This is a genomic window from Pseudomonas sp. GW821-FHT09D08, assembly GCF_059416305.1.
Map to the genome: position 1 here is coordinate 92,311 of NZ_JBWKOX010000002.1, position 15,130 is coordinate 107,440.

The 15,130-nt window shown below is 63.3% G+C and carries 13 protein-coding genes; 6 read left to right on the forward strand and 7 right to left on the reverse strand.

The window, feature by feature from the left end; translation table 11 throughout:
• Positions 1-30: 30 nt before the first annotated feature.
• The 7 genes from AC07OP_RS03375 to AC07OP_RS03405 all read right to left on the reverse strand — a co-directional run bounded on the left by AC07OP_RS03375 (position 31) and on the right by AC07OP_RS03405 (position 8,322).
• Entirely contained in the window at positions 31-1,041 is a 1,011-nt protein-coding gene (locus tag AC07OP_RS03375; protein ID WP_092356415.1) for a chemotaxis response regulator protein-glutamate methylesterase, read from the reverse strand.
• On the reverse strand, positions 1,038-3,320 hold the full coding sequence (locus AC07OP_RS03380) for a hybrid sensor histidine kinase/response regulator (RefSeq protein ID WP_495100953.1): 2,283 nt from the start codon (positions 3,318-3,320) through the stop codon (positions 1,038-1,040). The genes AC07OP_RS03375 and AC07OP_RS03380 overlap by 4 nt, the downstream gene beginning before the upstream one ends.
• Positions 3,317-4,018, reverse strand: coding sequence for a chemotaxis protein CheW (locus tag AC07OP_RS03385; protein ID WP_115485734.1), 702 nt, complete (start codon positions 4,016-4,018; stop codon positions 3,317-3,319). The genes AC07OP_RS03380 and AC07OP_RS03385 overlap by 4 nt, the downstream gene beginning before the upstream one ends.
• A complete protein-coding gene (locus tag AC07OP_RS03390) occupies positions 4,015-5,268 on the reverse strand; it encodes a CheR family methyltransferase (protein WP_495100952.1) in 1,254 nt (417 codons plus the stop codon). The genes AC07OP_RS03385 and AC07OP_RS03390 overlap by 4 nt, the downstream gene beginning before the upstream one ends.
• Entirely contained in the window at positions 5,265-5,777 is a 513-nt protein-coding gene (locus AC07OP_RS03395) for a chemotaxis protein CheW (protein ID WP_027604522.1), read from the reverse strand. The genes AC07OP_RS03390 and AC07OP_RS03395 overlap by 4 nt, the downstream gene beginning before the upstream one ends.
• Positions 5,777-7,399 carry a methyl-accepting chemotaxis protein gene (locus AC07OP_RS03400; protein ID WP_027604523.1) on the reverse strand — a complete coding sequence of 541 codons (1,623 nt, stop codon included), beginning with the start codon at positions 7,397-7,399 and terminating at the stop codon, positions 5,777-5,779. The genes AC07OP_RS03395 and AC07OP_RS03400 overlap by 1 nt, the downstream gene beginning before the upstream one ends.
• Positions 7,400-7,617: 218 nt before the next feature.
• Positions 7,618-8,322 (reverse strand): tellurite resistance TerB family protein, encoded by a 705-nt coding sequence (locus tag AC07OP_RS03405; protein WP_137211486.1) that lies wholly within the window; start codon positions 8,320-8,322, stop codon positions 7,618-7,620.
• 168 nt (positions 8,323-8,490) lie between these two features.
• Here AC07OP_RS03405 and AC07OP_RS03410 point away from each other — a divergent pair, with 168 nt between their 5' ends.
• The 6 genes from AC07OP_RS03410 (at position 8,491) to AC07OP_RS03435 (ending at position 15,117) form a co-directional block, all read left to right on the forward strand.
• A complete protein-coding gene (locus AC07OP_RS03410; protein WP_115485732.1) occupies positions 8,491-9,402 on the forward strand; it encodes a LysR family transcriptional regulator in 912 nt (303 codons plus the stop codon).
• 132 nt (positions 9,403-9,534) lie between these two features.
• Entirely contained in the window at positions 9,535-10,992 is a 1,458-nt protein-coding gene (locus AC07OP_RS03415) for a gamma-aminobutyraldehyde dehydrogenase (protein WP_495101046.1), read from the forward strand.
• A gap of 71 nt (positions 10,993-11,063) precedes the next feature.
• Entirely contained in the window at positions 11,064-12,215 is a 1,152-nt protein-coding gene (gene ydcS / locus AC07OP_RS03420) for a putative ABC transporter substrate-binding protein YdcS (protein ID WP_065926496.1), read from the forward strand.
• Between the two features lie 137 nt (positions 12,216-12,352).
• Positions 12,353-13,387: an ABC transporter ATP-binding protein gene (locus AC07OP_RS03425; RefSeq protein ID WP_065926497.1), complete on the forward strand. Its 1,035-nt coding sequence runs from the start codon at positions 12,353-12,355 to the stop codon at positions 13,385-13,387.
• A gap of 1 nt (position 13,388) precedes the next feature.
• Positions 13,389-14,318 (forward strand): ABC transporter permease, encoded by a 930-nt coding sequence (locus AC07OP_RS03430; protein ID WP_027604529.1) that lies wholly within the window; start codon positions 13,389-13,391, stop codon positions 14,316-14,318.
• Positions 14,308-15,117 carry an ABC transporter permease gene (locus AC07OP_RS03435; protein ID WP_025856826.1) on the forward strand — a complete coding sequence of 270 codons (810 nt, stop codon included), beginning with the start codon at positions 14,308-14,310 and terminating at the stop codon, positions 15,115-15,117. The genes AC07OP_RS03430 and AC07OP_RS03435 overlap by 11 nt, the downstream gene beginning before the upstream one ends.
• Positions 15,118-15,130 lie beyond the last annotated feature (13 nt).

Consider the following 15,130-nt stretch of genomic DNA (forward strand, 5'->3'; position numbering starts at 1 on the left):
TACCTGCAAGCCAGCCGCGGGAGGTGTGGATCATTTTGCAAATACCTCCAGCAATCGGGGCGCAATTCTATCCAGTGGGCGAATTTCAACAGCAGCATCAATCGCCGCCGCCGCTTTGGGCATGCCATACACCGCCGAGCTTTGCTGATCCTGGGCGATGGTCAAATAACCTTGTTCACGCATTAGCTTGAGCCCCTGGGCCCCATCACGGCCCATACCGGTCAGCAGTACGCCGACGGCATCGCCATTCCAGTGGCTGGCCACGCTTTCGAAAAACACATCGATGGAAGGCCGGTAAATCTCGTTCACCGGCTCTGCGGTATAGGCTAGCGTGCCATTCTTCAATAAACGAATGTGGTGATTGGTGCCGGCCAGCAGCACCACCCCGCTTTGCGGCGGTTCGCCTTCGCGGGCCAGGCGTACCGGCAGGCCGGAAGCACTGCTCAGCCACTCGGCCATGCCGGCGGCGAAGACCTGGTCCACATGCTGCACCAGCACAATGGCGGCGGCAAAGTCCCGGGGCAACCCCTTGAGCAGGATTTCCAGGGCAGCCGGGCCACCCGCCGAAGAACCGATCGCCACCAGGCTCTGGCGTTTGCCGGTGCTGCGCTCCGGCGTGGTTTCGGCGCGCACACGGCTGCCGCGCTGGCCGATCAGCCAGCCGATGTTGAGGATCTTGCGCAGCAACGGCGCCGCCGCATCCTTGGGGTTGCCCACGCCGAGCGCCGGCGTGTCCACCACATCCAGGGCGCCGTGGCCCATGGCTTCGAACACCCGGCTCACATTGGCCTGGCGGTCGACGGTCACCAGCAGGATCGCGCACGGGGTCTCGGCCATGATCTGCCGCGTGGCCTCCACGCCGTCCATCACCGGCATGATCAGGTCCATCAGGATCAGGTCCGGGGTCAATTCGGCGCAGCGCTGCACCGCCTCCAGGCCATTGCTGGCCACCCACACCACCTGGTGCAGGGGCTCGAAGCTCAAGGCACGGCGCAGGGCCTCCACGGCCAGGGGCATGTCATTGACGATCGCAATCCTCATGAGCGCGCGCCTCCGATCAGCTCCACCACGGCATCCAGCAGCGCGTCATCGTGGAAGCTGGCCTTGGCCAGATAATAATCGGCCCCAGCATCCAGGCCGCGACGGCGGTCTTCCTCACGGTCTTTGTACGACACCACCATCACCGGCAACGATTGCAGGCGACTGTCACGGCGCAGGAGTGTGACCAATTCAATACCGTCCATACGAGGCATATCGATATCAGTGATAAGCAGGTCGAAGTCTTCGGAGCGCAAGGCGTTCCAGCCGTCCATGCCGTCGACCGCGACGGCCACTTCGTACCCGCGATTGAGCAGCAGTTTGCGTTGCAACTCCCGCACAGTGAGCGAGTCGTCCACCACCAGTACCCGCTTGCGCGGTGCCTCGGTGGCCTGCTGGCTGCGCCGGGCGATGCGTTCCAGGCGCCCGGTGTTGAGCAGCTTGTCCACCGAGCGCAGCATATCTTCCACATCGACGATCAATACCACCGAGCCGTCGTCCAGCAAGGCACCGGCGGAAATATCCTGGACCTTGCCCAGGCGATCATCCAGCGGCAGCACCACCAGGGTGCGTTCGCCGATAAAGCGTTCCACGGCAATCCCGTAAACCGCATCGCGCTCGCGGATCACCACCACCTTCAAGGTTTCGTCATTGCTCTGCCCCAATGGGCGCTGCAACAACTGGCTGGCGGCGACCAGGCCCACATGCCGACCTTCGTGCCAGAAATGCTGGCGGCCTTCCAACTGCACAATGTCGTCGGGGGCCAGGTCGCACATGCGCTCGATATGCGCCAGCGGGAACGCATAGGCTTCCTCGCCGACTTCCACCACCAGGCTGCGCACCACCGACAGGGTCAGCGGCACCTCCAGGTGGAAGCGGCTGCCCTGCCCTGCCGTCTGCTCCAGCACCACCGCGCCGCGCAGTTGGCGGACCATATGCTGCACCGCATCCAGCCCGACACCGCGCCCGGACACTTCGGTGACCTTGTCGCGCAGGCTGAACCCCGGCAGGAACAGGAACGTCAGCAGCTCCTCTTCACTCAGGTTCAGGGCCGTCTCCCAGGTTGAAAGATGCCGATCGACGATGGTGCCGCGCAGGCGCTCCAGGTCAACGCCATTGCCGTCGTCACTCAGCTCCAGCACCAGCAGGCCGGCCTGATGGGACGCGCGCAGGCGGATCAGGCCTTCTGTGGGTTTGCCTGCCAGCAGGCGTTGCTCGGGCATTTCGATGCCGTGGTCGACGGCGTTGCGCAATAGATGGGTGAGTGGCGCTTCGAGCTTTTCCAGCACGTCGCGATCGACCTGGGTCTTTTCCCCGTCGATCTCCAGGCGCACTTGCTTGCCCAGGCTGCGGCCGAGGTCGCGCACCATACGCACCTGCCCGGCCAGCACATCGGCAAACGGGCGCATGCGACACGCCAGCGCGGTGTCGTAGAGCACCTGGGCACGCTGGCCGGCCTGCCAGCCGAACTCATCCAGCTCGGCGGTCTTTTCCGCCAGCAGCGCCTGGGCTTCGCTCAACAGGCGGCGGGTATCGGCCAGGGCTTCCTCGGCTTCGAGGCTCAAGCCCAGGGTCTTGAGCTGGCCATCCAGGGTATCCAGGGCGCGTACGCTCTGGCTTTGAATCCGTTTGAGACGCTGCATGCTGGCCAGGTAGGGCTTGAGCCGCTGGGTTTCCACCAGGGACTTGCTCGAGAGGTCCAACAGGCTGTTCAAGCGCTCGGCGGTCACGCGCAATACGCGTTCGCCACCTTCGGTCATGCGTCGGCCCTGACGCGGCGGATCGCTGGCGACGGGCGGTGCGGGCTCAGGCTCCGGCGGCAGCTCTTCGATGAGCGGCGCCGGGGCGGGCTCAGGCACAGCGGGCAGCGGCGCGACGTAGGCACTGGGTTGGGATGGATCCAGCAGGCGCTCCATCAACGCCACATAGGCATCGATGTCCGCCGTGCCGACATCGTTGCCAGGGGTGGCGATACGCATCAGCAGGTCGGTGCCTTGCAGCAACGCGTCGATATGCTCGGGTTGCAGGTGCAGGCGGCGTTCCTGGGCGCTGACCAGGCAGTCCTCCATGACATGGGCCACGCTGACCCCGGCGTCCACCCCGACGATGCGCGCCGCGCCCTTGAGCGAATGCGCGGCACGCATGCAGGCTTCAAGCTGGTCGGCCTGGGTAGGGTTGCGCTCCAGGGCCAGCAGGCCCGCGCTCAGCACCTGGGTCTGGGCATCGGCTTCCAGGCTGAACAGCTCCAGCAGCGAGGCGTCGCGCATCTGGTCGGGGGTCATGTGAGGCTCCGGGTCACGGCGGACAACAATTGCGCCTCGTCCAGCCACCGCAGGCTACGGCCTTTCCACTGCAACACACCCTGGGTGTAGCGCGCGCTGGCCTGGGTACCCGAGGCCGACGCCGCCTTCAGGGTGCGCTCATCGATGGCATGGATACCATCCACTTCGTCCACCGGCACCACCACCGGGCCATCCTGCGCGGCGATGATCAGCATACGCGGCATGATCCGCCCACCGCTGGCGCCCTGATGGGTTGTTTCCAGGCCAAGCAACTCCACCAGCGACAGGCACGCCACCAGCGCGCCACGCACATTGGCCACACCGAGCAAGGCACGGGAGCGCTGGTGCGGCAGCGAATGAATCGGTTGCAACGGCGCCACCTCCACCAGGCAGCGGGTGGCGATGCCCAGCCATTCCTCGCCGAGGCGGAACATCAACAGCGAGCGGGTGACGATCTTTTCGTCAACCTCGGCAGCCGCCACCGGACGACGGTCGTCCTGCTGCAAGGCATAGCGGTCCAGCAAGCGCGTGGCGGCAGCCGAGTACACCGAACAGTTGCGGCAGTGGATATGCTCCACCAGCAGCGGGCACGACTTGTCGCCATGGATACCGATACGGTTCCAGCAGTCGTCGATGGCTTGGGTGTCGGCCAGGGTCAAGTCCAGGCCTGCGGTGTTGAGCGCCTCGGTGCTACTCATCGTTTGGACTCACTGTCTGCTCGCTCGCTGCGGGCGGCCCGCGCCTGTAAACGGCGCGCCCCCGCACTGTCGCCCTGGGACTCGAGCAAGGCAGCCAGGTGCATCAAGGCCTGCGGATGCTGGGGTTCCAAGTACAAGGCTTTTCGATAAAACCCCTGGGCTTCCAGGGCGCTGCCGGCCACGTCGCTGAGCAACCCCAGCCAGTAGAACACCTGGGCGGCCGGCGGGTGACTGTTCAGATACTGCTCACAGGCGGCGCGGGCCTCGGCACTTTTACCTTCGTTGGCCAGGCTGGCGATGCGGCTGAGCAAGGTGCCCGCATCGGAGGGCGGCGCCTTGATCGGCACCCCCTGGGCGCTGGCCGTGCTGAACGGTCGCGGCTTGACCGGGACCGGCGCGACGCGGCGCGGTGGTGTCGGCATGGGCACGAATACCGGCTCAGGCGTCACCGGCTCGGCCTGCCGGCTGAAGGCAAATGACTGCGGCACCCCAATCGAGCGCATGCCGTGACGCCCCAGCAAGCTGCCCTCCGCGGGGCCGATAAACAGCACGCCGTCCACATGGGTCAGGCCCTTGAGTACGTCGAAGACTTGCTTCTGGGTCGGCTGGTCAAAGTAGATCAGCAGGTTGCGGCAAAACACGAAATCGTAGCTCGCCTCGTTCGCCAGCAGCGCCGGGTCGAGCAGGTTGCCGACTTGCAGGCGCACCTGTTCGCGCACGCGGTCGGCGATGTGGAACCCGTCGCCGCATTCCGTGAAGTGGCGGTCGCGAAAGGCAATATCGCCGCCGCGAAACGAGTTCTTGCCGTACACCCCGCGCCGGGCGCGCTCCACAGACAGCGGGCTGACATCCAGGCCCAGGACCTTGAACTGGTGCGGCGCCAACCCGGCATCCAGCAAGGCCATGGCAATGGAATAGGGTTCTTCGCCGGTGGAACACGGCAGGCTGAGAATGCGCAGGGCGCGCATCTGCTTGATCTCGGCCAGGCGTGCAAGCGCCAGTCGGGCCAGGGTCGCAAAGGATTCGGGGTAACGAAAAAACCAGGTCTCGGGGACGATCACGGCTTCGATCAGCGCTTGTTGCTCGTTCTCGGAGCTTTGCAGGTGCTGCCAGTATTCACCTGGTGTTGGTGCCTGCACGGCCTGGCTGCGCTGGCGTACGGCGCGCTCGATGATGGCCTCGCCGACCGACGCGACGTCCAGGCCGATACGTTCTTTCAAGAAGGCAAAGAAACGCGGGTCGTTGCTCATAGGCTCAGCTCGGCAGAAAACAACAGGGCGCGCACATCATCGGTGAGCACGTCATTCACGCCAATCCACTGCATCAGGCCCAGGGCATCCTCCCGCACCGGCCCCAGGTACCGCGCCTGGCGGTTATCCAGGCCGTAAGGCTGGAATTCGGCCGGGTCGCACCGCAAGGTGTCCGTGGCCTGCTCGAGGATCAGCCCGAGCCAGCGCGACTCGACCCAGGTGTGCGGCTGGTAATTGACCAGCACCAGGCGCGTACTCGTCCGCGCCTGGGCCGCTGTGCCGAAGGTCAGCGCGCTCAGGTCGATGACCGGTACCAACGCCCCGCGATGGGCAAAGATGCCCGCCACCCACAGTGGCGCATGGGCGATGGGCTTGAGCGGCAGGCGTGGCAACACCTCGGCCACCTCCGTGGCCTTGAGCGCAAAGCGTTCGCTGCCGATGTGAAACACCAGGAACAAGGCTTTTTTCGCTGCCGGAACGGCGCCGCGTTTAGCCGCGAGATCGCTCATCAGACTTTGAAACGCGACACGCCGCTGCGCAGACCCACCGCAACCTGGCTCAGTTCATCGATGGCAAAGCTGGCCTGGCGCAGGGACTCCACCGTCTGGCTGCTGGCATCGCCCAGTTGCACCAGGGCATGGTTGATCTGCTCGGCGCCGGTGGCCTGGGCCTGCATGCCTTCGTTGACCATCAACACCCGCGGCGCCAGGGCCTGTACCTGATGGATGATCTGCGACAGCTGCTCGCCTACTTGCTGCACTTCGAACATGCCTCGACGGACTTCTTCGGAGAACTTGTCCATGCCCATCACGCCCGCCGAAACCGCTGATTGGATTTCACGCACCATCTGCTCGATGTCGTAGGTGGCCACGGCGGTCTGGTCGGCCAGGCGCCGTACTTCGGTGGCCACCACGGCAAAACCGCGCCCGTATTCACCGGCCTTTTCGGCCTCGATGGCGGCATTCAGGGACAGCAGGTTGGTCTGGTCGGCGACCTTGACGATGGTCACCACCACTTGGTTGATGTTGCCGGCCTTCTCATTGAGGATCGCCAGCTTGGCATTCACCAAGTCGGCGGCGCCCATCACCGAATGCATGGTTTCTTCCATGCGCGCCAGGCCTTGCTGGCCGGAACCGGCGGCCACCGAGGCCTGGTCGGCGGCGGTAGACACTTCGGTCATGGTGCGAACCAGATCCTTGGAAGTGGCAGCGATCTCCCGCGAAGTGGCACCGATCTCAGTGGTAGTAGCCGCCGTTTCAGTGGCAGTGGCCTGTTGCTGCTTGGAGGTGGCCGCAATCTCGGTGACCGAGGTGGTGACCTGCACCGAAGAGCGCTGGGCCTGGGACACCAGGGCCGTAAGCTCGGTCATCATGTCGTTGAAGCCGGTTTCCACCGCGCCGAACTCGTCCTTGCGCTCCAGGTTCAAGCGTTTGCTCAGGTCACCGGTGCGCATGGTTTCGAGGATCTCGACGATACGCTGCATCGGCGCCATGATCGCGCGCATCAGCAGCAGGCCACACAGGCCGGCGGCGAGGATCGCCACGGCCAGCGACAGGAACATGCTGACCTTGGCCGAGGCAACGGCGTCGTCAATGGCGGCCGTCGCGTTGTCGGACACGGCCTTGTTTTCCGTGATGATGTCATTGAGCTTCATGCGCCCTTCGGTCCAGATCGGCGTCAATTGCTCTTCCAGCAGCTCGCGCGCGGCCGGCAGGTCATTGGCTTCGACGCGATCGAGTACCTGGGCCAGAACCTTGTTGTAATTGATGTGGGCGGCCTTGAAGTTGTCGAACTCCATGCGATCGGCCTGGCTATGCACGGTTTTTTCGTAATTGGCCATCTGCTGTTCGATACGCGATTCGAAGGCCTTGTAGTCCGACTTATCGCTATTGGTGAAGGTTTTATCCTCGCGCAGGCCAATGATATCGATGGTCTGCAAATAACTGTCGACCCATGCGCTGCGGATCATCGAACTGAGGTAAACCCCCGGCACCGCGTCGTCACGCACCGATTCCTGGCTGGCTTCAATCTTCAGCAACCGTGAGTAGGACACCACAACCATCAGCAGCATGATCGCGATAATGACCGCAAAGCTCGCCAAAATCCGCTGGCGCAAGGTCCAATTCTTCACAGTGTTTCCTCGAAGGGCCATTCAAATGGAGGGGAGTATAGCTGAGCAGAAGCCCTCATTTATCAATGGGTTTCGATGTGGCACACACACATTGCAAAAACACCTGTGGGAGGGGGCTTGCTCCCGATTGCCGTGGGTCAGTTGCAGAGATTCGAACTGGACCACCGCTATCGGGAGCAAGCCCCCTCCCACAGGTTGGATTTGCCCGGCCCCGTTGGTTACTGGTTAAGCCGTACCTGCTTTTCCAGTTCCAGCTTCAAGCCCGGTTCGAGCTTGAGTTGGCGGGCCAATTCGTCCAGATACGCCTTTTCCATAAAGTTCTCCTCATCCACCAGCATCACGCTGGCGATGTACATCTCGGCGGCCATTTCCGGGGTGCCGGCGGCGCGGGCGACGTCGGCCGGGTCCAGCGGCTTGTTCAGCTCGGCGTGCAGCCAGCTTTGAAGTTCGCGGTCGTTGTCCAGCTTGGTGAATTCACCTTCGATCAGTGCGCGCTCGCGTTCATCCACATGGCCGTCGGCCTTGGCGGCGGCGACCAATGCCTTGAGGATCCCCTGGCTGTGCTGCTCGACCTGGGCCGGCGGCAGGCGATCGATGGTTTGCGGCTCACCCTGAGGCGCGTTGGCCTGCTTGGCCTGCCAGTTGCCGTAGGCTTTGTAGGCAATCACGCCCAACGCGGCCAGCCCGCCGTAGGTCAGGGCTTTGCCGCCAAACTTGCGCGCCTTCTTGTTGCCCAGCAACAGACCCATCGCCCCCGCCGCCAGGGCGCCACCGCCCGCACCGCCGAGCAGGCTGCCCAGACCGCCGCCGAGCAGCCCGCCGAGGGCGCCTTTATCGTCCTGCTTGCGCTGGCCGCCGGTTTTATTCTGCAACATGTCCTGGCCGGACTTGAGCAACTGATCGAGCAATCCACGGGTATTCATTCGTAGCCTCCAGACACTAGGGTTCATAGGACCAATAGGCCCTCAGCGTAAAACTAAGTGCCAAAAAGCCGCGATCTAGAGTGCTTCCAGATGTAACGCCACTGCCCTTCGCTAAAACCGATATACACTCGGACAAATCTATAAAAACACCCCACTGGTAATTCCAGCATGATGACCTTGCGTCAAATCCGGCATTTTATCGCCGTGGCCGAGACCGGCTCGATCTCCGCCGCCGCGCAGACCGCGTTCATTTCCCAGTCCACCCTGACCCTGGCGATCCAGCAACTGGAGCAGGAAATCGGCGTCACCCTGTTCAACCGGCACGCCAAGGGCATGACCCTCACGCACCAGGGCCATCAGTTCCTGCGCCAGGCGCACTTGATCCTCGCCACCGTCGACAATGCCAAGCGCAGCCTGCAACAGAGCACCGACCAGGTCGCCGGGCAGTTGATCATCGGTGTGACCAGCCTGGTCGCCGGCTACTACCTGGCGGATTTGCTCACCCGCTTCCAGCGCGCCTACCCCAACGTGGAGATCCGCGTGATGGAAGACGAACGCCCGTATATCGAGCATTTGCTGGTCAGCGGTGAAATCGATGTGGGCGTACTGATCCTCTCCAACCTGGAAGACCGCCACGCCCTGCAGACCGAAGTCCTCACCCACTCGCCCCACCGCCTGTGGCTGCCGGCGCAACACCCGCTGCTGGAGCACGACAGCATCAACCTCGCCGACGTGGCAAGGGAGCCGTTGATTCAGTTGAATGTCGACGAAATGGGGCATAACGCCCAGCGCCTGTGGGCCGCTGCCGGCCTGCAGCCGCGCGTGACCCTGCGCACCGCCTCCACCGAGGCGGTGCGCAGCCTGGTGGCCGCGGGCCTGGGCGTGTCGATCCAACCGGACATGACCTACCGCCCCTGGTCCCTGGAGGGCGACATTATTGAAGCGCGGCCGATTGCCGACCTCAGCCAGACCCTGGACGTCGGCCTGGCCTGGCGTCGGGGCACCGCGCGGCCGGCCTTGGTGGATCCGTTCCTCACCGTGGCGCGGGAACAACCACACCCACGCAAGCCATCTATTTAATCGAATGTTGCATTCAGTATTTAGTATTTGTTGACCTCGCGCCTGACCTCTAGTCTCTGTCTATCCATAAGAGAAGGTCAGGCGCCTTGTAAGAGAACGCCCATGACCACACAAGAAAAGAGTTCACGAAAAATGTCCGGCGCGCCCACCCCGCTGCTCACTTCGTTGCTGATCGACGGCGAACTGGTCCAGGGCCAGGGCGTTGCCGAGCCGATCCTCAACCCGGCCACCGGCGAAGTGCTCACCCAGATCGCCGAAGCCAGCACCGAGCAGGTCGAAAGTGCGATCCTCGCCGCGCACCGCGCTTTTGCCGGCTGGTCGCGGACCACGCCGCAACAACGCTCGAACATCCTGCTGGGCATCGCCGACGCCATCGAGAAACACGCCGACTACCTCGCCCGCCTGGAATCGCTGAACTGCGGCAAGCCGTTGCACCTGGCGCGCCAGGATGACTTGAGCGCCACCATCGATGTGTTCCGCTTCTTCGCCGGCGCCGTGCGCTGCCAGACCGGCCAGCTCAGCGGCGAATACCTGCCGGGCTACACCAGCATGGTGCGCCGCGATCCGATTGGCGTGGTGGCCTCGATTGCGCCGTGGAACTACCCGCTGATGATGGCCGCGTGGAAGATCGCCCCGGCGCTGGCGGCCGGTAATACCTTGGTGTTCAAGCCGTCGGAACACACGCCGCTGTCGATCCTCGCATTGGCCCCGGTCCTGAAGGACGTGTTACCACGCGGGGTCATCAACATTCTGTGCGGTGGCGGTGAAGGCGTCGGCAGCCATCTGGTCAGCCACCCCAAGGTGCGCATGGTCTCGCTGACCGGCGACATCGTCACCGGCCAGAAAATCCTGCAGGCCGCCTCCAAGACTCTCAAGCGCACACACCTGGAATTGGGCGGCAAGGCGCCGGTGATCGTATGCAACGACGCCGACCTGCAAGCCGTGGTCGAAGGCGTGCGTGCCTACGGTTACTACAACGCCGGCCAGGACTGCACCGCGGCGTGCCGCATCTACGCCCAGGCGGGCATCCACGACAAATTGGTCGCCGAACTGGGCGCAGCCGTCAGCAGCCTGCGCTTCGCCAGCAAGCGCGATGCCGATAACGAACTCGGCCCGCTGATCAGCACACGCCAGCGCGACCGCGTGGCCAGCTTTGTCGAGCGCGCCCTCGGCCAGCCGCATATCGAGCGGGTCACCGGCGCGGCCGTGCATTCCGGGGCCGGCTTCTATTACCAGCCGACGCTGCTCGCCGGTTGCAAGCAGAACGATGAAATCGTCCAGCGCGAAGTGTTCGGCCCGGTGGTCACCGTGACCCGCTTCGACGAACTGGAACAGGCGGTGGACTGGGCCAACGCTTCCGAATACGGCCTGGCCTCCTCCGTCTGGACCCAGAACCTGGACAAGGCCATGCAGGTCGCCGCACGCCTGCAATACGGCTGCACCTGGATCAACAGCCATTTCATGCTGGTCAGCGAAATGCCACACGGCGGCTTGAAGCGCTCGGGGTATGGGAAAGATCTGTCCAGCGATTCGCTACAGGACTACAGCGTGGTGCGCCACATCATGGCCCGCCACGGCCAGCATCTTTAAAACAACAACTAAGCTCATGCGTCACGGCTTCACACACTGCCCCGACCATAATTAAAGAAGAGGGAATCCCCATGTCTGCGCATAAGACCGCACTGCTCAGTGCCTTGACCACCGCGCTGCTGGCCAGCGTCAGTATCCAGGCCGCCGAACCGCTCAAGGCGGTGGGCGCTGGTGAAGGCCAGTTGGATATCGTCGCCTGGCCCGGCTATATCGAACGTGGCGAAAGCGACAAGGCCTACGACTGGGTCACAGGTTTCGAGAAGGAAACCGGCTGCAAGGTCAATGTGAAAACCGCCGCCACCTCTGACGAAATGGTCAGTTTGATGGCCAAGGGCGGTTATGACCTGGTCACCGCGTCCGGGGATGCGTCGCTGCGATTGATCGTCGGCAAGCGTGTGCAACCGATCAACACGGCGTTGATCCCCAACTGGAAGAACATCGACCCGCGCCTCAAGGATGCGCCGTGGTACGTGGTGGGCCAGCAGACCTACGGCACCCCGTACCAGTGGGGGCCGAACGTGCTGATGTACAACACCACCGTGTTCAAGACCGCGCCCACCAGCTGGAATGTGCTGTTCGATGCGCAAAACCTGCCAGACGGCAAGCCGAACAAAGGTCGTGTGCAGGCCTATGACGGTCCGATCTACATCGCCGATGCGGCGCTGTACCTCAAGAGCACCCAGCCGGAACTGGGGATCCAGAGCCCGTACGAGCTGACCGAAACCCAGTACAAGGCTGTGCTCGACCTGTTGCGCGCGCAGCAGCCGTTGATCCACCGCTACTGGCATGACACCACCGTGCAAATGAGCGACTTCAAGAACGAAGGCGTGGTGGCCTCCAGCGCCTGGCCGTATCAGGTCAACGGCCTGCAAAACGAGAAGCAGCCGATTGCTTCGACCATTCCCAAGGAAGGCGCCACCGGCTGGGCCGACACCACCATGTTGCACAGCGAGGCCAAACACCCGAATTGCGCCTACAAGTGGATGGACTGGTCGCTGCAGCCCAAAGTCCAAGGCGATGTCGCCGCCTGGTTCGGCTCGCTGCCGGCGGTGCCCGCAGCCTGCAAGGAAAGCGAACTGCTCGGCGCCGAGGGTTGCAAGACCAACGGCTTCGACCAGTTCGACAAGATCGCCTTCTGGAAAACCCCGCAGGCCGAGGGCGGCAAGTTCGTGCCGTACAGCCGCTGGACCCAGGACTACATCGCGATCATGGGCGGCCGCTAAGACTATGCAGACGGCATAGATCCCCTGTGGGAGGAGGCTTGCCCCCTCCCACATCGACCGCATTCACGGATGTTTTGTTTTTTCAGCAGTCCAGGCCGGGCGCTGCGACCACCCGCGCCTTTTTGGAGCACCGCACCATGACGCTTGCAGTCCAATTCACCCACGTTTCCCGTCAGTTCGGCGAAGTGAAAGCCGTTGACCGGGTTTCCATCGATATCCAGGACGGCGAGTTCTTTTCCATGCTCGGCCCATCCGGCTCGGGCAAGACCACCTGCCTGCGCCTGATCGCCGGTTTCGAGCAGCCGAGCGCAGGCTCGATCCGCATTCATGGCGAGGAAGCCGCTGGCTTGCCGCCGTATCAGCGTGACGTAAACACGGTATTCCAGGATTACGCACTGTTCCCCCATATGAACGTGCGCGATAACGTCGCCTATGGCCTCAAGGTCAAAGGCGTGGGCAAGACCGAACGCCTCAACCGCGCCGAAGAAGCCTTGGGAATGGTCGCACTCGGTGGCTACGGCGAGCGCAAGCCGGTGCAACTCTCCGGCGGCCAACGCCAACGGGTAGCCCTGGCCCGTGCCCTGGTCAATCGCCCCCGTGTGTTGCTGCTCGATGAACCCTTGGGCGCCCTCGACCTCAAGCTGCGCGAACAGATGCAAAGCGAGCTGAAGAAGCTGCAACGCCAGCTCGGCATCACCTTTATCTTCGTGACCCACGACCAGACCGAAGCGCTGTCGATGTCCGACCGTGTGGCGGTGTTCAACAAGGGCCGTATCGAACAGGTCGACACCCCGCGCAACCTGTACATGAAACCGGCCACCGCGTTCGTCGCCGAATTCGTCGGCACCTCCAACGTGATTCGCGGCGAGTTGGCCCAGCGCCTCAGCGGCAGTGCGCAGCCGTTTTCGATTCGCCCGGAACACGTACGGTTTGCCGAGGGCCCGCTGGGCGCCGGCGAAGTGGAAATCAGCGGCTTGCTGCACGACATCCAGTACCAGGGCAGCGCCACCCGTTATGAACTGAAACTGGAAAACGGCCAGGCGCTGAACATCAGCCAGGCCAACAACCAGTGGCTGGACATCAGCAGCGGCCATCAGGTAGGCCAGTCCATCACCGCCCGTTGGGCGCGAGAAGCCATGACGCCGCTGACTGACCGCGCAGGCGAGGTGTGACATGAGCCTGGCCCTTTCCCAACCGCCGATGCGCAGGTTTTCCAACCTGCTGTACCGCAAGCCCAACCTGTACCTGGCGATGCTGCTGGTTCCGCCGCTGATCTGGTTCGGCGCGATCTACCTGGGTTCGTTGCTGACCCTGCTATGGCAAGGCTTCTATACCTTTGACGACTTCACCATGGCGGTCACCCCGGACCTGACCCTGGCCAACTTCGCCGCGCTGTTCCAGCCGTCGAACTTCGACATCATCCTGCGCACCCTGGGCATGGCGATCGTGGTGTCAATCGCCAGCGCCATCGTCGCCTTCCCGATCGCCTACTACATGGCGCGCTACACCACCGGCAAGACCAAGGCGTTCTTCTATATCGCGGTGATGATGCCGATGTGGGCCAGCTACATCGTCAAGGCGTATGCCTGGACCTTGCTGCTGGCCAAGGGCGGCGTGGCGCAGTGGTTCGTGCAGCACCTGGGCCTGGAACCGGTGTTGCAGTTCGTGCTGGGCATTCCCGGCGTGGGCGGCAGCACCTTGAGCACCTCGCACCTGGGGCGCTTCATGGTGTTCGTCTATATCTGGCTGCCCTTTATGATCCTGCCGATCCAGGCGTCCCTGGAGCGCTTGCCGCCGTCGTTGCTGCAAGCCTCCGCCGACCTCGGCGCCAAGCCGCGCCAGACCTTCATGCAGGTAATCCTGCCGCTGTCGGTGCCGGGGATTGCCGCCGGTTCGATCTTCACGTTTTCGCTGACCCTGGGCGATTTCATCGTGCCGCAACTGGTGGGCCCGCCGGGTTACTTCGTCGGCGGCATGGTCTACGCCCAGCAAGGCGCCATCGGCAATATGCCCATGGCCGCGGCGTTCACCCTGGTGCCGATCGTGCTGATCGCGGTTTACCTGTCCATCGTCAAACGCCTGGGGGCCTTCGATGCACTCTGAGAAATCATCATTAGGCTTGAAGATCGCAGCCTGGGGCGGGTTGGTATTCCTGCACTTCCCGATCCTGATCATCTTCCTCTACGCCTTCAACACCGAAGAAGCCGCGTTCAGCTTTCCGCCCCAGGGCTTTACCCTGAAGTGGTTCAGCGTGGCCTTCGCCCGGCCGGATGTGCTGGAAGCGATCAAGCTGTCGCTGCAGATCGCCGCCATCGCCACCCTGATTGCCATGGTGCTGGGCACCCTGGCCTCGGCGGCGCTGTATCGCCGCGAGTTCTTTGGCAAGCAAGGCGTGTCGCTGATGTTGATCCTGCCGATTGCGCTGCCGGGGATCATCACCGGTATTGCGTTGCTGGCGACCTTCAAGACCCTGGGCATCGAGCCGGGGATGTTCACCATCATCGTCGGCCACGCGACGTTCTGCGTGGTGATCGTCTACAACAACGTCATCGCCCGCCTGCGCCGCACATCCCACAGCCTGATCGAAGCTTCGATGGACCTGGGCGCCGACGGCTGGCAGACCTTCCGCTACATCATCATGCCCAACCTCGGCTCGGCGCTGCTGGCCGGAGGCATGCTGGCGTTTGCGCTGTCGTTCGACGAAATCATCGTCACCACTTTCACCGCCGGCCACGAACGTACGTTGCCGCTGTGGTTGCTCAACCAATTGAGCCGGCCACGGGATGTGCCGGTGACCAATGTGGTCGCGATGCTGGTGATGCTGGTGACGATGTTCCCGATCCTGGGTGCCTATTACCTGACCCGCGGTGGTGAAAGCGTGGCAGGGAGTGGTGGTAAATAATTTTTTATTGAAG